The sequence below is a fragment of the Pseudomonas lini genome (assembly GCF_001042905.1).
GTDB classification, from domain to species: domain Bacteria; phylum Pseudomonadota; class Gammaproteobacteria; order Pseudomonadales; family Pseudomonadaceae; genus Aquipseudomonas; species Aquipseudomonas lini.
This window is the reverse complement of sequence record NZ_JYLB01000002.1, coordinates 911686-928492: the sequence shown is the minus strand read 5'-3', so window position 1 is coordinate 928492 and position 16807 is coordinate 911686. Positions and strand designations below refer to the sequence as shown.

Genomic DNA, 16807 nt, shown 5'->3' with positions numbered 1-16807 from the left:
GGAATTCATCTCGCATTACAACCATCGCCGTTGCCACTCCGCCTCGAACCACTTGCCGCCTGCGCTGTTCGAGCAACAGGCGGCTTAATACTCCTACGCGATGGTTTAAAAAAACTGAACCACTACAGGCTTGCCCGCGAAGAGGCCCTCACTGACACCACAAATCCCGACCCTTGATGCAAATCAAGATGCCCCAACGCCGCCCCCCCTAGACTCGCCGACACTGCCAGCCTATCCGGGGGAATGCCCGCATGCTCGACGCCATTCGTTGGGACACAGATCTGATCCGCCGTTATGACTTGGCGGGACCGCGCTATACCTCGTACCCGACCGCCGTGCAATTCGACAGCCAGGTCGGCACCTTCGACCTGTTTCATGCCCTTCGCGACAGCCGCAAGGCCCTGCGGCCGCTGTCGCTGTATGTGCATGTGCCGTTCTGCGCGAACATTTGCTACTACTGCGCCTGCAACAAAGTCATCACCAAGGACCGTGGCCGCGCCCTGCCCTATTTGCAGCGCCTGGAACAGGAAATCCAGCTGATTGCCTGCCACCTCGACCCCTCGCAAAAAGTCGAGCAACTGCATTTCGGCGGCGGCACACCGACCTTTCTCAGCCACGACGAACTGCGCCAGTTGATGGCGAAGCTGCGCAAGCATTTCAATTTGCTGGACGACGATTCCGGCGACTACGGCATTGAGATCGATCCTCGCGAAGCTGATTGGTCGACCATGGGCCTGCTCCGGGAACTGGGCTTCAACCGAGTCAGCATAGGCGTTCAAGACCTCGACCCGGCGGTACAACGGGCGGTCAATCGCTTGCAAAGCCTGGAAGAAACCCGTGCGGTGATCGACGCTGCCCGAACCCTGCAATTTCGCTCGATCAACATCGATCTGATCTACGGCCTGCCGAAACAGACACCCGAAAGCTTCGCCCGCACCGTCGACGAAGTCATCAGCCTGCAACCGGATCGGCTCTCGGTGTTCAACTACGCCCATCTGCCGGAACGCTTCATGCCGCAACGGCGGATCAACGGCAATGATCTACCGGCGCCGACACAGAAGCTGGAAATGCTCCAGCGCACCATCGAACAACTGACGGCCGCCGGTTACCGCTACATCGGGATGGACCATTTCGCCCTGCCCGATGATGAATTGGCGATTGCTCAGGAAGAATCGACCCTGCAACGTAACTTCCAGGGCTATACCACCCACGGTCATTGCGATTTGATCGGCCTGGGGGTATCGGCCATCAGCCAGATCGGCGATTTGTACTGCCAGAACAGCAGTGATCTGAACCAGTACCAGAATGCGTTGGCCAGCGCACAGCTGGCCACCAGCCGTGGTCTGCTGTGCAACGCCGATGACCGCCTGCGACGTGCGGTCATCCAACAACTGATCTGCACTTTCGGCCTGGAATTCGCCCAGATCGAACAAGCCTTCAACATCGACTTTCAGGGTTACTTCGGCGAACTCTGGCCACAGTTGCAGGAAATGGCCGACGACGGACTGATCGAACTTGATAACGAACGGATTACCGTACTGCCCGCCGGACGATTGCTGGTGCGTTCGGTGTGCATGGTGTTCGACGCGTACCTGGAACAGCAAAATCGCCAGCGGTTTTCACGGGTTATCTAGCCATCAGCTCACTGGCCGGTCTGCGAAACGCTGATTTTACGACCCTGCGACAAAATCGCCGCGTGCCTGAATGTCCTCCTGTGGGTTACCCTTACAGCTTATGTGTGTTTTCCCACAAGGATCAAAGAAAATGTCCGAGCCAGTAAAGCTGCGCGCTCATAGTCAGGCCCATTGCAAGGATTGCAGCCTGGCTCCGCTCTGCCTGCCACTTTCTCTGAATCTGGAAGACATGGAAGCGCTGGACGATATCGTCAAACGTGGTCGCCCGCTGAAAAAAGGCGAGTTCCTGTTTCGCCAGGGCGACACGTTCGATTCCGTTTATGCAGTACGCTCCGGCGCCCTGAAGACTTTCAGCCTGAGCGATGGCGGTGAAGAGCAGATCACTGGCTTCCATTTGCCGAGTGAACTGGTCGGCCTGTCGGGCATGGACACTGAAAAGCACCCGGTCTCGGCGCAAGCCCTGGAAACCACCTCGGTGTGCGAAATCCCTTTCGATCGCCTCGACGAACTGGCCCTGCAACTGCCACAACTGCGCCGTCAGTTGATGCGGGTGATGAGCCGCGAGATTCGCGACGATCAGCAAATGATGTTGCTGCTGTCGAAGAAAACCGCCGACGAGCGCATCGCCACTTTCCTGGTCAACCTGTCGGCACGTTTCCGCGCCCGGGGCTTCTCGGCCAACCAGTTCCGGTTGAGCATGTCGCGCAACGAAATCGGCAATTACCTCGGCCTGGCGGTGGAAACCGTGTCCCGGGTATTCACCCGCTTCCAGCAAAACGAACTGATTGCGGCCGAGGGCAAGGAAATCCACATCCTCGATCCGATCCAGCTCTGCGCCCTGGCCGGCGGTTCGCTCGAAGGCTGATAGCAACGATTGCGGCTGAGCGAAACGGTTCAGCCGCCGCTATACTGCGACGTTTGCAGCCCGCCAGGACACTTCGACGATGGTCTTCGACTCCTTCGACATCAAATCCCTGATCCGCCCCGTGATCGACTTCCCCAAGCCGGGCGTGATCTTTCGCGACATCACTCCGTTGTTCCAGTCACCCACGGCCCTGCGCCTGGTGATGGACAGCTTTGCCCATCGTTACGTCGAAGCCGACTTCACCCACATCGGTGCCATGGATGCCCGTGGCTTTCTGATCGGATCGATCCTGGCCTATCAGCTGAACAAACCGCTGGTGCTGTTCCGCAAACAGGGCAAACTGCCGGCCGACGTGCTGGCCGAGGGTTATCAGACCGAGTACGGCGAAGCCTTTCTCGAAGTCCATGCCGACAGCCTGTGTGAGGGTGATGCGGTGGTGATGTTCGATGACCTGATCGCCACTGGCGGCACGCTGATCGCGGCGGCGAACCTGATTCGGCGCATGGGCGCGCGGGTGCATGAAGCGGCGGCGATCATTGACTTGCCGGAGCTGGGTGGTTCGCAGCGGCTGGAAGACATGGGGATTCCTACGTTTTGCCTGACGCAGTTTGCCCTTACCGATAAATAAGCAGCGTCTGTACTGACGCCATCGCGGGCAAGCCCGCTCCCACAGTTACTCTCTGTCGTGCACAAAACTTGTGTACACAGAAAATCCCCTGTGGGAGCGGGCTTGCTCGCGAAAGCGTCAGCCGCAACACCGCAAAAACTCAAAGCCCCATCTGCTTACTGATGATCTCGTTCATCACTTCCCGCGTCCCCCCGCCGATCGACAGAATCCGGTTATCCCGGTACAGCCGCTCCACCAGACTGTCACGCATGTAACCCAGACCGCCCAGAATCTGCACCGCATCGGTCGTAATGCGATCAGCCGTGTCAGTGGCAAAATTCTTGGCCATGGAAATCTCCTTGATCACGCTCTGCCCGGCTGCCATTTTCGCTGCCTGACGGTAGGTGAATTCCCGTGACACCTCCAGCGCCGTGGCCATTTCCGCGAGTCGGTGCTTGAGCACCTGGAACTTGCCGATGGGTTTGCCGAAGGCTTCACGCTGACGAGCCCATTTCAGGCTCTCCTCCAGCGCCAACTGCGCGGTCATGTTGGCCATCAGGGCCAGGGCCAGACGCTCGCCCTGGAAGTTGCCCATGATGCAGGCGAAGCCCATGTTCTCGGCCCCGATCAGATGGCTAACCGGCACCCGGCAATCATCAAAAAACAATTCGGCGGTGTCCGACGCCCACCAGCCCATTTTCTTCAACTGGCGACCGACGGTGAAACCGGGTGTGCCCTTCTCGATCAGCAGCAAGCTGATGCCGCCAAACCCAGGCTCGCCGGTGCGCACCGCGACGGTGTAGAAATCCGCGCGAACGCCGCTGGTAATGAAGGTTTTGCTGCCGCTGACCCGGTAAAAGTCGCCGTCACGTACAGCGCGGGTTTGCAGGTTGGCCACATCGGAGCCGCCGCTGGGCTCGGTGACGGCCAGGGCGCTGATCTTCTCGCCCGCCAGCACCTGAGGCACAACGCGATCGCGGACTTCGGGCCTGGCCCACTTGAGGATCGGCGGCAGACCAATGTCCAGCGAGCCCAACCCCGCGACCAGACCACCGGAACCGCAGCGCATCAGCTCTTCACTGGCGGCGATCTTGGCGAACACATCACCTTCGTGGCTGCCGCCCAAGGCTTCGGGATAACCAATGCCCAAAATCCCCGCCGCGCCGGCCTTGAGGTAGAGCTCACGGGGGAAGCTTTCGGCTTCTTCCCACTGGTCGATGTCCGGAAGAATCTCGCGCTCGACGAAACGTCTGACGCTGTCACGGACCAATTGGTGGCTGGGGTCGAAGTATTCCTGAAAGGCAGGCATCGGCGAACTCCATTGAAGGTTCAGCGAAGTTAACCGAGCGCTTGCTTGGTTTTCAATAGAGTTGTGTGAATCAGATGGACCGAGGTGCTTTCTTCGCGGGCAAGCCTCGCTCCTACAGGTTTTGTGTTGTGCCATATATTGTGGACACACCACCAATTCCTGTAGGAGCGAGGCTTGCCCGCGAAGAGGCCTTCAGACACTACAAGGTAATCGGCTTACGTCCGGCAAACGAATGCGCCAACGTCCCGCCGTCCACCAGTTCCAGCTCGCCACCCAACGGCACGCCATGGGCGATGCGCGAGGCGATCAGGCCTTTGTTGCTGAGCAACTGGGCAATGTAATGCGCGGTGGCCTCGCCTTCTACCGTCGGGTTGGTGGCGAGGATGACTTCGGCAAACGTGCCCGCCTCTTCGATCCGCGCCAGCAGTTGTGGAATACCGATGGCGTCCGGCCCTAGCCCGTCGAGCGGCGACAGGTGGCCTTTGAGTACGAAGTAGCGACCGCGGAAACCGGTCTGCTCCACCGCGTAAACATCCATCGGACCTTCCACCACACACAGCAAGGTGTCGTCGCGGCGTGGATCGGCGCATTGCGGGCACAGATCGTCTTCAGTCAGCGTACGGCACAAGCGGCAGTGGCCCACTCCTTCCATGGCCTGGCTCAGCGCCTGGGCCAGTCGCGAACCACCGCTGCGATCACGCTCAAGCAGTTGCAACGCCATGCGCTGGGCAGTTTTCTGACCCACACCCGGCAAAATTCGCAGGGCATCGATCAGTTGGCGAATCAAAGGGCTGAAGCTCATGGGGAAAAGTCCGACATAACAACGAGACGCGGTTTATACCCGCGCCTCTGTTTAGCGTCAAATAGCAGCGTGTCCTTAATCGATGAATCCGGCCGTATAGGGAGCAGACCTTTGTGGTGGTGTCCGGTTCGAAGTTTCGTCAGTTGTACCGAGGTGACTTCATCGCGGGCAAGCCACGCTCCCACAGGATTCAGGTGATCCCTGTGGGAGCGGGCTTGCCCGCGAAGGCTGCCTCACAGGCACCACACTTCCAACAGACAGAAAAAAAAATGCCAGGCGCGATGCCTGGCATTTTTTGTAACCCATCCGACGCGCGTTGGCGAATCAGAATGGCAGTTTCATACCCGGAGGCAATTGCATGCCAGCGGTCACGCCGGACATTTTGTCCTGGCTGTTGGCTTCGATCTTGCGCACGGCGTCGTTAACGGCCGCGGCGAATACCGCCTCCAGCATTTCCTTGTCGTCTTCGCTCAGGCCTTCGACCAGGCTTGGGTCGATGGTCACGCGCTTGACGTCGTGACGACCGGTCATCACCACGGTGACCATGTCGCCGCCGGCTTTACCGGTGACTTCGGCGTTGGCCAGTTCTTCCTGCATCTTGGCCATTTTTTCCTGCATCTGCTGCGCCTGCTTCATCAGGCCGGCCATGCCACCTTTCATCATGGGAATCACCTCAAAAGTACTTGGATAAAAACAGCGCCCGGCGAATGCGGCCAAGCGCCTTCAGTTATTAGTCCTGACTGACCAGGGCCTCGACAGGTTCAATAGTATCGTGACGGACCACCGCCCCGAACTGCTGTATCATTTGCTGGATGAACGGATCGCCGTGGATCGATTCCTCGGCCTCGCGCTGACGGTTGGCACGACGGCGGGATGAGGCCTGAGCCGGGGTTTCCTGCTCGGGCTTGATCAGCTCCATGCTCAGGGTCAGCGTGCGCCCGTGGAACTGGTTCAGTGCATCGTTGAGGCGACGTTGTTGTGTCGCGTTGAACAAGGCGCTGTGGGCCGGGTCCAGGTGCAACAACCAATTGTCGCCATCGACGGCGATCAGCGTGCAGTTGGCGCCGATGCTGGCGGTCATGCCGGACACCGGCAGTTTCGGGAACAACTCCAGCCATTGCAGGGCCAGGCCGGTGGCCGGCATCGCGGCCGGTTCAGGCTCGGGTTCCGGCGCAGGTTCGGCGGTGTGCTCACTGGCCAGTTCGTCGAGATAGCTATAAGCCGAATCCATGTCCGGCTCGATGTAGTCCTCGTCCAGCGGCGGCTCGTCGTCCTGATCCATGCCTGGCGTGGCGGCATCGACTTCGGCCATGGACGGTTCCGGGATCGGCGCAGCGGCCCATTCCGGCGCGTCCGGCACTACGCTGTCCGGCGTCGGCATGGGCATCGGTGGCAATTCGGGTTGTTCGCCAGCCGTTTCCAGCACCGGCTCGACGGCGGGCTGCTGGACAACTTCGGGCTCTACCGGGTCGTTCCACGGCAGATCAACGACTTCTTCGACCGCTACGGGCTCGACAACAGGCTCGGGCTCAGGCGCGACCACGGGCACAGGCACGGAAGCGACCGGCTCAGGCGCAGCCACCGGGACAGGGGCCGGAGCCACCACTGGCGCAACCGGAGCCGGTGTAACGGCCGTAGCAACTACCGGCGCAACGATCGGCGCGGCAGCCACTGAATTTGCGGAATCAACTGTGGCCTGGCTGATCCCCACTGGCTTTAGCGGTTGCCTCGGGGCGTCCTCAGTGTCTGCCGGCCGGAACGCGAGCATTCGCAGCAGGACCATTTCGAAACCGCCGCGCGGGTCCGGTGCCAGCGGCAAATCCCGGCGCCCGATCAGGCCCATCTGGTAATAGAACTGCACGTCTTCGGCCGGTAGTGCCTGGGCCAATGCCAGCACCCGATCACGGTCGCCATGACCGTTATCGACGCCTTCAGGCAGGGCCTGGGCGATGGCGACACGGTGCAGCACATTGAGAATTTCCGAGAGCACGCCGTTCCAGTCCGGGCCTTGTTCGGCCAGATGGCGCACTGCTTCGAGCAACGCCTTGGCATCGCCTTCGATCAGCGAATGCAAAACGTCGTAGACCTGGCCGTGATCGAGAGTACCGAGCATGGCCCGCACATCAGCGGCCAGAACCTTGCCTTCACCGAAAGCAATGGCCTGATCGGTCAGGCTCATGGCGTCGCGCATCGAACCGTCGGCGGCGCGGCCCAGCAGCCACAGCGCGTCGTCTTCGAACGGTACGTTCTCGACGCTCAGCACGTGGGTCAAATGCTCGACCACCCGTTCCGGGGTCATGTTCTTCAGGGAGAACTGCAGGCAACGCGAAAGAATCGTTGCAGGAAGTTTCTGCGGATCGGTGGTCGCCAGGATGAACTTGACGTAGGGCGGCGGCTCTTCGAGGGTTTTCAACAGCGCATTAAAGGAATGGCTGGAGAGCATGTGCACTTCGTCGATCAGGTAGACCTTGAAGCGCCCGCGGCTCGGCGCGTACTGCACGTTGTCGAGCAGCTCGCGAGTGTCTTCGACCTTGGTCCGGCTCGCGGCGTCGATCTCGATCAGGTCGACGAAGCGGCCTTCATCGATTTCGCGGCACACCGAGCACTCGCCACAGGGGGTCGAAGTGATACCTGTTTCACAGTTCAGGCATTTGGCGATGATCCGCGCGATGGTGGTCTTGCCGACCCCGCGGGTGCCGGTAAAAAGGTACGCGTGGTGCAGCCGCTGGCTGTCCAAGGCATTGATCAGAGCCTTGAGCACATGGGTCTGGCCGACCATTTCGCCGAACGAGCGCGGACGCCATTTACGTGCAAGAACCTGATAACTCATCGAAAACCGTCGCAACGAAGGAACACAAGCGGCTAATGCTAGCGGAGCAAGGCCAAAATTGCATCCGGCGCGCTCGTCTATTCTGGCTAAGCTGCACTTTAAGGGCTTTTATTGGCTCAGGTTTGAGCCGTACCGGAGCGTTTATGCGTTTTGCCTTGGGGGCACTGCTGTTGGTCAGCGTGAGCGTCGCGGCCGCCGAGGTGCCGTTGCGCTTTGTCGTGTCCGACAGCTGGGCCATGCCCATGGTGCAGATGGAGCGCGGCCGGCCGACCCAGGGCATCTTGCACGACATGATGATCAGCCTGGCGACTCAGGTCGGCGTGCCGGCTGAGTTTCACATTTTGCCTCGGGCACGGGTGCAGAACGCCATGGAGCACGGCGAAGTCGATGTGCGTTGTTATATCTCAAAATCCTGGCTGCCGAATCAGTCTGGCGACTATATCTGGAGCGCTCCGCTGCTGGTTCAGCGCGACTTGCTGATTGGTCGGCGAGGCTCACCTTCGATCAATCCGGCAGACCTGCCGCAACAGTCAATCGGCACCGTGCGTGGCTATAACTACCCGACCTTGCAACCGCTGTTCGACGCCGACCGGCTGCACCGCGATGACGCGCGCAATCAGGAACAAGTGCTGGAAAAACTGCTGGCCGGACGCTACCGCTACGCGGTGAGCAACCAATGGACCCTGGACTGGTTCAATCAGCGCCTGCTGCCCGATCAGCAGCTGAAAAGCGTAGCGCTGGTGCATGAACAAGCCGTCAGTTGCTACGTGCGCAACGACCCCAAGGTGCCTGTGCAACGCATTCTGGACACGTTGTTGCAAATGAAAATGTCCGGGGAGATCGATGACATCATCCGGCTCTATACCGGTAACCCTGCTGCCAACCAGTAGCAACTGCATGATGGCTCAGGCAATCTGGCCGAGCGTCTGCCATTGCGATGGGGCGACAAACCCCGCCACCCAGCCCGGCACCTCACCGGGCGGCATCGGGCGAGCGATGAAATAGCCTTGAGCGACTTCGCATCCCAGCCGCAACAGCAATTCACCATGCTCAACGCTTTCCAGTCCCTCGGCAATCACCTGCCGGCCGAACGCACGGGCCAGGCCAATCACCGCCGTGGTCAGGGCCAGGTCATCACGATCATTCAGAATGTCGCGCACGAACGACTTATCGATCTTGATGGTTTGGGTGCGTAAACGCTTGAGGTAACTCAGGGACGAGTAACCCGTGCCGAAGTCACCCAGCGAAAACTGCACCCCCAACGCCTGACAGGCCTGCAAACAGGCACTGACATGCTGGATATTCTCGATCGCCACCGACTCGACGATTTCCAGATCGAGCATTTGCGGGGCGACCTGGGCATGCCGAGCGAGTACCTGCCTGAGCCGGTCGACGAAATCGGCGCGCTGAAAATGTCGCGCCGCGATATTGATACTGACCGGCCAGCCCTGCCCCGCTTGCTGCCAACGGTGCAACTGCGAAAGAACCTGGTCCATTACCCATTCACCGATATCGATGATCAGGTCGGTGTCCTCTACCAGTGGCAAAAACTCCCGGGGTGGCACCATGCCGTTTTGCGGGTGCTCCCAACGCAACAACGCCTCGAAACCAACGACCACGCCACGGCGCATGTTCACTTTGGGCTGAAAATGCAAACGTAACTCACCGGCGAGCAGCGCCTGACGCACCCGCTCGACGGTCTGGTGAGTGGCCTTGACCTCCTGATCCCGAGAGACATCGAATAGATGAAAGCGGTTTCGCCCGCTCTGCTTGGCCACGTACATCGCCTGATCGGCATGACGCAGCAGGGTTTCGGCATCTTCGTTGTCGTGGGGAAACAGGGTGACGCCGATACTGGCAAACACATTGATATCTTTGCCGTGCAGTGTGTAAGGCGCCGATATCGCCCCCAACACACGATTCAGCGCCGCGCGCAATTCCGGCAGATCACGCACATAACGCAACACCAGCACGAACTCGTCACCGGCCAGTCTCGCCACCACGTCTTCGCCGCGCACAATGTCGCGCAAACGCTTGGCCACCTCCACCAGCAACATATCGCCACTGGCGTGACCATAACCGTCGTTGACCGCCTTGAACCCGTCGAGGTCAAGCATGCATACCGCCAACGGAATATTTTCATGCCGGGAGAATTCCAGCGCCTGATCCAGCAAATCCGACAGGAACGCGCGATTGGGCAGTCCGGTCAGCACGTCATGCCCGACCCGCCATTGCAAGGATTGCAGGAGTTGGCGTTTTTCGCTGATATCGAAACGAATCGACAGGTATCGATCAATGCGCCCCGTGGCGTCGTCAAGCACCGGCACCATGGTGCTGTCGACCCAATACAGGCTGCCATCCTTGGCGCGATTACAGATCTCGCCCTTCCAGATATTGCCCAAGGCGATGGTGCGCCACATGGCGGCGAAGAAATCGGCGCAATGCAGGCCGGAATTCAGCAGGCGATGGTTCTGCCCCAGCAGTTCCTCACGACTGTAGCCGGACACGGCGCAGAATTGATCGTTGACATAGGTAATCCGGCCGTTCAGATCGGTCTCGGAAAAAATCGCGGCGGCATCCACGGCCCTGCGGTATTTCTCATCCATGAGTCAGGCTCACTGTCGCTAGCGGTGGTACCGCTCGACCAGCGCAGGATGCCCGGAAGAGATGTTTTGAGACGTACTGCGCAGAGACACGTTATCACTCCATGAACAGCATTTGATGGCCCCCGGACCGCCGAAGATCCAGGGCAAAGTAACGACTCCGACTCTGGTAATATTTCGCCAGGCTTCAGACCGCCAGCGGCCTCTGCGCATACCCGACAGGGAACGCAATGCTGGCTGTTTCATATCGCCTAAACTTCAGAAAGCAGATCACCCAAAACCCTTCGAAGCGGCGATTCTACGAAATGCATCACATTTTGCAAAGCAAGGTGATGGATCATGCAGTTGCCTAATGCAAAAATCTATCGTTAAGTTCTTGATTCTAAATGGGAATTGAGCGATGCAAATTTCAAGTTTGGGTCCGGCCATCCGACGCTACCGTAAGGTCGCAGGGCTTACTCAGGCTGAACTCGGCGAAAAAACCGGTTTTGACCCCAAAACCATCAGTCGCTTCGAAACCGGCACCTATACCCCCAGCGTGGAAGCATTGTTCTTGCTTGCCGACGTGCTGGGCGTGAAGCTGAAAGCCTTTTTCGCAGATCTGGAAGACGAAGATGAACAGCGGGCATACCTGTTCAGCGTCATACACAAAGCCACCCCGAAGGATCTGGGAAAGCTGATCGCAGCGGTTGACCAGGCCTTGTCCAAGCCTTAGTGCCAGTAAATGAAAAAAGGAGGCCGACCTGTCGAATGCGACAGATCAGCCTCCTTTTTATATCCCGTTCTTTAATTCGGAAACGACGAAACACCGCCCTGGATGAGCTCCATGGCAGAACAAAACAGTATTTTTAAATAGAAAACACGAAAGAGGGTTCGTGTTGCGTTATGGAGGCAACCCCACCAGCCACACCCCGGCACACAATGTTCCCGCTGTGGCTGCTCCCTTCCGGGTCTGACCAGGTTCACGGGTAATCGTTGCGGGGGGACCGATGGGGTCACCATAACGACGCTCACCTGACGGCGAGCCGCGCCATTGTACCTATCTGAGACGAAGTTACAACCGTTCGTGCGGATTAAAAAATATGAGCCGCTTCAAGGACCTGCGGTGATCCTGAAAAGATCGCAGCCTGCGGCAGCTCCTACATTGGGTCGGCGTACACCTGTAGGAGCTGCCGCAGGCTGTGATCTTTTGATCCTATTGCGCCAACACCTCATCCGCCCTGCCACCCTCTTGCTGGATCACCAGGTGAATGAAGTGCAGCTTGGTAATCACCGTCGGCGGCAGGACGAACGGATAGAAATCCGGCTGGCCCATGCTGCGTGACAACTCGTTGAGCATGCCGGCCAGTTCGATCCACGCATTGACGAACGACAGGAACGCCGGGCCGCCGGGGTGCTGCGGGTCGAATAGTGTGCTCGGCGGAAACGGCTGGTAATCGAAATCCATTTCCCGGGCACTCATGCCAAACCCCAGGGCGGTGTCCACTGCATCCATCATGTGCAGGTAGTGAGCCCAGGTTTCGGCCCAGTCTTCCCAAGGGTGCATGGTCGCGTAGGCGCTGACGTAATGTTGCTGCCAGTCCAGCGGCGCGCCTTGCTGATAATGCCGTTCAAGGGCCTCGGCGTAGCTTGCTTGCTCGTCACCGAACAGATCGCGAAACGGTTCCAGCCAATGACTGTTGGCGACCAAGCGGTCCCAGTAGTAATGCCCTACCTCGTGACGAAAGTGCCCGAGCAGCGTGCGATAAGGTTCGTGCATCTGCACGCGCACCTGCTCGCGATGGGCGTCGTCGGCTTCCTTTATATCGAGGGTGATCAGACCGTTGGCATGCCCGGTGGTCGGCGGTTTGCCTTCGAGGTCGATACCGATGAAGTCGAAGGCCAGACCAATGTCTTCGTCCATGGATTTCGGAATGACTGACAAGCCCAGGCTGATCAACTGCGCTACCAGACGACGCTTGGCGATTTCCACTTTGCGCCAGCGCTCGTGGTTCTCGGGGATCGACAGGTCGGGGATGGTGCGATTCAGGCTACAGGCAATGCATAACGCATCGTGATCATTGGCCGCCAGCAGCCAGTTGCATGCGGCCGGAGAGTCGAGATTGGCGCAGCGGCGGAACACCCCTGCGTCAGGATCGGCGTCGAGCAACCAGGTATCCACTTGCGGGCCGGCTTGCAGCGAAGACAAGCGACTCTGCTGGGACTGATAGCCCAGCGCTGCCGAACAGGCCAGGCACTGACTGTTGCGAAAGAACAGCGACTGCCCGCAGCGGCAATGCCAGACCTTGCTGTTGCGCGAACGCTCACCCATGAAGGGCGCGGCGATGCGTGAACTGAGCTGTTCGAAGAAGCGGTACATGGCGATCTCTCCCTGGGGCCTGCGAAGACTAGATCATTCTTGTACCGTGATCGTTCCCACAAATGAACACACCTGTGTGGGGCCGAGCTTTTGTGGCGAGAGGGCTTGCCCCCGTTGAGCTGCGCAGCAGCCCCAAAACCGCCAACCGCATTTTTCAGGCATACCGTGCAAGCAGGTCTTGCGACGGCTTCGCCGCCGAACGGGGGCAAGCCCCCTCGCCACAGGTCTCTGTTAGATCGAGATGTTGTATTCCTTCAGACGCGCCACAAACGCCTCTTCATCCAGCACCTTCAACCCCAGCTCATTGGCCTTGGCCAGCTTCGATCCCGCGCCCGGCCCGGCGACCACACAATGGGTCTTGGCCGACACGGAACCGGCCACCTTGGCGCCGAGGCTTTCAAGCTTGTCCTTGGCCACATCGCGACTCATCAGCTCCAGCGAACCGGTCAGCACCCAGGTCTGCCCGGCCAGCGGCAACCCTTCGACGACCTTTTTCTCGCTCTGCCAATGCATGCCGAAATCCCGCAGCTGCTTTTCGGCCGCCTCGGCGACCTGACGATTTTCCGTGCCCGCAAAGAACTCGCGAACCGAAGTCGCCTGTTTCTCCGGCAGCGCCTGACGCATGTCCAGCCAATCAGCACTCATCACCGCTTCGAGCGAGCCGAACTTGTCGGCAAGCTTCTGCGCCCCGCCCGGCCCGACCGACGGAATGTGCAACTTGTCAAGGAAGCCGCCCAACGTGGTACTGGCGGAAAATTCGGCACCCAACTCGCCCTGATCCTGAATCTGCAGGCCGTGCTTGAGCAGATCCTTGATCACCTGCCGGTTATGCGCGTCTTCAAAGAAGCTGTGGATCTCGTGAGCCACTTCCAGCCCGACATCCGGCAAGTACGTGAGCACGTGCGGTAATGCCTGCTGAACCCGCTCCAGCGAGCCGAGAGAGCGCGCGAGGACCTTGGCCGTCTCTTCGCCGACATCGGGAATGCCCAAGGCGTAGATGAATCGCGCCAGACTCGGCTGCTTGCTGTCTTCGATAGCGCCGAGCAGGTTCTTGCTCGACAGCTCGGCAAAGCCTTCCAGGTCGACGATCTGCTCGAACGTCAGGGCATAGAGGTCAGCCGGCGAACTCACCAGGCCTTCGTCCACCAGTTGCTCGACGCTCTTCTCGCCCAGCCCTTCAATGTCCATGGCGCGGCGCGAGACAAAGTGAATGATCGCTTGCTTGAGTTGCGCACCGCAGGCCAGACGCCCGACGCAGCGGTACACCGCACCTTCGCTGATGGTTTCGCGACCCTTGCTGCGCTTGACCAGTTGCGTGCGCTCGACATGGGAACCGCAGACCGGGCACTGCTCGGGAATCTGCACCGGCCGGGCATTCTCCGGACGACGTTCGGTGACCACTTGCACCACTTGCGGAATCACATCACCGGCGCGACGGATGATCACCGTATCGCCGATCATCAGGCCCAACCGCGCAACTTCATCCATGTTATGCAAAGTCGCATTGGCCACGGTGACGCCCGCGACCCTGACCGGTTTCAAGCGCGCCACCGGCGTCACAGCACCGGTGCGACCCACCTGGAATTCCACATCAAGCAGTTCGGTGAGCTCTTCCATGGCCGGGAATTTGTGGGCAATCGCCCAGCGCGGTTCGCGAGCGCGGAAACCCAGTTCACGCTGGGAAGCAATGCTGTTGACCTTGAACACCACGCCGTCGATTTCATACTGGAGCGCATTGCGGCGCTCACCGATGTCGCGGTAGTAATCCAGGCATTCTTCAATGCCATGCGCCAATTTCAGCTCATGACTGATCGGCATCCCCCAGGCTTTGAGTTGCTGCAGATTGCCAATGTGCGTGTCGGCAATATCGGCCGAAATCTGGCCGATGCCGTAGCAGCAGAATTCCAGCGGACGGTTGGCGGTGATCTTCGAATCCAGCTGGCGCAAACTGCCCGCCGCCGCGTTACGCGGGTTGGCGAAGGTCTTGCCGCCGACTTCCAGTTGCGTGGCGTTGAGTCGCTCGAAACCGGCCTTGGACATGAAGACTTCGCCGCGCACTTCCAGGGTCGCCGGCCAGCCGGTGCCATGCAGCTTGAGCGGGATATTGCGCACGGTGCGCACGTTGACGCTGATGTCTTCACCGGTGGTGCCGTCGCCGCGGGTGGCGCCGCGCACCAGCACACCGTCCTGATACAGCAGACTGACCGCCAGGCCATCGAGCTTGGGTTCGCAGCTGTACTCCACCGCCGCGCCACCGCCGAACAAGTCGCCGACCGGCAGGTCCAGCCCTTCCGTCACCCGGCGATCGAATTCGCGCATGTCGGTTTCTTCGAAGGCGTTGCCCAGGCTGAGCATCGGCACTTCATGACGCACCTGAGTGAACGCCGACAACGCCGCGCTGCCGACACGCTGGGTCGGCGAGTCGCTGGTGATCAATTCGGGATGGGCCGCTTCGAGGGCCTTGAGCTCATGGAACAAGCGATCGTATTCGGCGTCCGGAATGCTGGGTTCGTCCAGCACGTGGTAGCGATAGTTGTGCTGATCGAGCTCGGCGCGCAGCTCTAGAATGCGGTTTTTGGCGGCGGTCATGGGTGTTCTCTCATAAAGCAAAAGAGCAGCCGAGGCTGCTCAATCTGTAGATGCTGTACAAATCATTGTAGGAGCCAGGCTTGCCGGCGAAGGCATACGTGAGATCGCCTTCGCCGGCAAGCCTGGCTCCTACAAGATCAGCGCTTCTGGGTCAATGCGCGACGCTCGAACTCGACGATGCGCTGACGGTAATGCTCAATCGTTTGGGCGGTCAACACGCTGCGCTGGTCGTCTTTCAGTTCGCCGTTCAGCTCCTGGGACAGTTTGCGTGCCGCAGCCACCATCACGTCGAAGGCTTGCTTGGGATGACGCGGGCCTGGCAGGCCGAGGAAGAAGCTCACTGCCGGGGTGCTGAAATGATCGATGTCATCCAGATCGAAGACGCCCGGTTTGACCGCATTGGCCATGGAGAACAGGACTTCGCCGTTACCGGCCATGCTTTCGTGACGGTGGAAAATGTCCATCTCGCCGAAACGCAGACCGCTTTCCAGAATGTTCTGCAACAGTGCCGGGCCCTTGAAACCGGCCGGGTCACGGCAGATCACGCTGATCACCAGCACTTCTTCGGCTTGCGGCTGTTCTTTCTCGGCCGAGCTGGCGGGCTTGGTGTCATCCGGGAAATCGTCGTCACGGCTGTTGAAGCTAGGGCCGCCGTCCAGATCCAGGCTGAGATTCATGTCGCCCTGAGAAGGCTCGCCATGACCACGTTTGCCGCGCTTGGAACCCGACTCGCGAGGTTCACGGGCAGGCATGCTCACCGACGGCAGATCATGCTCGTCCAGTTGCGGTTCTTTATGGTTATCCAGCACACGAGGCGGGCCCAACAGCTCGGCGCTGGTGTCCTCGTCCGGCAGATTGGACAAACTTCGGTCAAGACGGAATTTCAGTTTTCCCTTGCCGCCGCGCATGCGACGCCAGCCATCGAAAAGAATACCGGCAATGACAATAATGCCGATGACGATCAGCCACTCGCGCAGACCGATTTCCATGTAATCCCGTGCCTCTATAAAAAATGCTGAAAAATAAGGGGTTTACATTGTGTAAACCGCTTTAAAACGTGGCGCCAACTCTATGTTCTGACAGGCGTTTTGCCCACGCATACGAAAAATTGACATTAAACTAGCACGACCAAAGGCAACTTTACACCGTCTGTCACAGTGGCTTGCGCGAATTATGTCGATTGGCCAGCAAGTCAAGGCAGGTAAAAAG

At 59.4% G+C, this 16807-nt stretch carries 13 protein-coding genes and 1 other RNA gene; 5 read left to right on the top strand and 9 right to left on the bottom strand.

Annotation, left to right across the window (positions count from 1 at the left end; genetic code table 11):
- Positions 1–251: 251 nt before the first annotated feature.
- The 3 genes from hemN (at position 252) to TU81_RS08680 (ending at position 3127) form a co-directional block, all read left to right on the top strand.
- A complete protein-coding gene (hemN, locus tag TU81_RS08690; protein ID WP_048394474.1) occupies positions 252–1634 on the top strand; it encodes an oxygen-independent coproporphyrinogen III oxidase in 1383 nt (460 codons plus the stop codon).
- A gap of 130 nt (positions 1635–1764) precedes the next feature.
- Entirely contained in the window at positions 1765–2499 is a 735-nt protein-coding gene (fnr, locus tag TU81_RS08685) for a fumarate/nitrate reduction transcriptional regulator Fnr (RefSeq protein ID WP_038979949.1), read from the top strand.
- Positions 2500–2578: 79 nt separating this feature from the next.
- Positions 2579–3127, top strand: coding sequence for an adenine phosphoribosyltransferase (locus TU81_RS08680; RefSeq protein WP_007905416.1), 549 nt, complete (start codon positions 2579–2581; stop codon positions 3125–3127).
- A 139-nt stretch (positions 3128–3266) separates the two neighbouring features.
- Here the strand turns inward: TU81_RS08680 and TU81_RS08675 are convergent, their stop codons facing one another.
- The 4 genes from TU81_RS08675 to dnaX all read right to left on the bottom strand — a co-directional run bounded on the left by TU81_RS08675 (position 3267) and on the right by dnaX (position 8047).
- Entirely contained in the window at positions 3267–4415 is a 1149-nt protein-coding gene (locus tag TU81_RS08675; RefSeq protein WP_038979947.1) for an acyl-CoA dehydrogenase family protein, read from the bottom strand.
- 199 nt (positions 4416–4614) lie between these two features.
- The gene (gene recR / locus TU81_RS08670; RefSeq protein ID WP_038979946.1) at positions 4615–5217 is read right to left on the bottom strand and encodes a recombination mediator RecR; all 603 of its coding nucleotides are present in this window, start codon (positions 5215–5217) and stop codon (positions 4615–4617) included.
- A gap of 324 nt (positions 5218–5541) precedes the next feature.
- Complete coding sequence (locus TU81_RS08665; RefSeq protein WP_007905413.1) at positions 5542–5880, bottom strand: YbaB/EbfC family nucleoid-associated protein; 339 nt, start codon at positions 5878–5880, stop codon at positions 5542–5544.
- Positions 5881–5947: 67 nt separating this feature from the next.
- Complete coding sequence (gene dnaX, locus TU81_RS08660; RefSeq protein WP_048394472.1) at positions 5948–8047, bottom strand: DNA polymerase III subunit gamma/tau; 2100 nt, start codon at positions 8045–8047, stop codon at positions 5948–5950.
- 143 nt (positions 8048–8190) lie between these two features.
- Between dnaX and TU81_RS08655 the strand changes: the two genes are divergently transcribed.
- Positions 8191–8937 (top strand): substrate-binding periplasmic protein, encoded by a 747-nt coding sequence (locus TU81_RS08655; RefSeq protein ID WP_048394470.1) that lies wholly within the window; start codon positions 8191–8193, stop codon positions 8935–8937.
- Between the two features lie 15 nt (positions 8938–8952).
- On the opposite strand, the gene TU81_RS08650 is transcribed toward TU81_RS08655, so the two are convergent.
- Positions 8953–10653, bottom strand: coding sequence for a putative bifunctional diguanylate cyclase/phosphodiesterase (locus tag TU81_RS08650; RefSeq protein WP_038979943.1), 1701 nt, complete (start codon positions 10651–10653; stop codon positions 8953–8955).
- Positions 10654–11050: 397 nt separating this feature from the next.
- Between TU81_RS08650 and TU81_RS08645 the strand changes: the two genes are divergently transcribed.
- The gene (locus TU81_RS08645) at positions 11051–11365 is read left to right on the top strand and encodes a helix-turn-helix domain-containing protein (protein ID WP_038979942.1); all 315 of its coding nucleotides are present in this window, start codon (positions 11051–11053) and stop codon (positions 11363–11365) included.
- Positions 11366–11545: 180 nt separating this feature from the next.
- On the opposite strand, the gene ffs is transcribed toward TU81_RS08645, so the two are convergent.
- The 4 genes from ffs to zipA form a co-directional block, all read right to left on the bottom strand.
- Positions 11546–11642: signal recognition particle sRNA small type (gene ffs / locus TU81_RS29410), an RNA gene on the bottom strand.
- 203 nt (positions 11643–11845) lie between these two features.
- Positions 11846–13009: a zinc-binding metallopeptidase family protein gene (locus tag TU81_RS08640; RefSeq protein ID WP_048394468.1), complete on the bottom strand. Its 1164-nt coding sequence runs from the start codon at positions 13007–13009 to the stop codon at positions 11846–11848.
- A gap of 231 nt (positions 13010–13240) precedes the next feature.
- Complete coding sequence (gene ligA, locus TU81_RS08635; RefSeq protein WP_048394466.1) at positions 13241–15598, bottom strand: NAD-dependent DNA ligase LigA; 2358 nt, start codon at positions 15596–15598, stop codon at positions 13241–13243.
- A 137-nt stretch (positions 15599–15735) separates the two neighbouring features.
- A complete protein-coding gene (gene zipA / locus TU81_RS08630; RefSeq protein ID WP_038979939.1) occupies positions 15736–16587 on the bottom strand; it encodes a cell division protein ZipA in 852 nt (283 codons plus the stop codon).
- Between the last annotated feature and the right edge of the window lie 220 nt (positions 16588–16807).

What these genes read in the sequence shown, in the direction of transcription:
- TU81_RS08655 (WP_048394470.1), top strand. Translation starts at nt 8,191, where the DNA reads ATGCGTTTTGCCTTGGGGGCACTGCTGTTGGTCAGCGTGAGCGTCGCG.
- TU81_RS08665 (WP_007905413.1), bottom strand. Translation starts at nt 5,880, where the DNA reads ATGATGAAAGGTGGCATGGCCGGCCTGATGAAGCAGGCGCAGCAGATG.
- dnaX (WP_048394472.1), bottom strand. Translation starts at nt 8,047, where the DNA reads ATGAGTTATCAGGTTCTTGCACGTAAATGGCGTCCGCGCTCGTTCGGC.
- TU81_RS08645 (WP_038979942.1), top strand. Translation starts at nt 11,051, where the DNA reads ATGCAAATTTCAAGTTTGGGTCCGGCCATCCGACGCTACCGTAAGGTC.
- hemN (WP_048394474.1), top strand. Translation starts at nt 252, where the DNA reads ATGCTCGACGCCATTCGTTGGGACACAGATCTGATCCGCCGTTATGAC.
- TU81_RS08675 (WP_038979947.1), bottom strand. Translation starts at nt 4,415, where the DNA reads ATGCCTGCCTTTCAGGAATACTTCGACCCCAGCCACCAATTGGTCCGT.
- TU81_RS08650 (WP_038979943.1), bottom strand. Translation starts at nt 10,653, where the DNA reads ATGGATGAGAAATACCGCAGGGCCGTGGATGCCGCCGCGATTTTTTCC.
- TU81_RS08640 (WP_048394468.1), bottom strand. Translation starts at nt 13,009, where the DNA reads ATGTACCGCTTCTTCGAACAGCTCAGTTCACGCATCGCCGCGCCCTTC.
- recR (WP_038979946.1), bottom strand. Translation starts at nt 5,217, where the DNA reads ATGAGCTTCAGCCCTTTGATTCGCCAACTGATCGATGCCCTGCGAATT.
- zipA (WP_038979939.1), bottom strand. Translation starts at nt 16,587, where the DNA reads ATGGAAATCGGTCTGCGCGAGTGGCTGATCGTCATCGGCATTATTGTC.
- fnr (WP_038979949.1), top strand. Translation starts at nt 1,765, where the DNA reads ATGTCCGAGCCAGTAAAGCTGCGCGCTCATAGTCAGGCCCATTGCAAG.
- TU81_RS08680 (WP_007905416.1), top strand. Translation starts at nt 2,579, where the DNA reads ATGGTCTTCGACTCCTTCGACATCAAATCCCTGATCCGCCCCGTGATC.
- ligA (WP_048394466.1), bottom strand. Translation starts at nt 15,598, where the DNA reads ATGACCGCCGCCAAAAACCGCATTCTAGAGCTGCGCGCCGAGCTCGAT.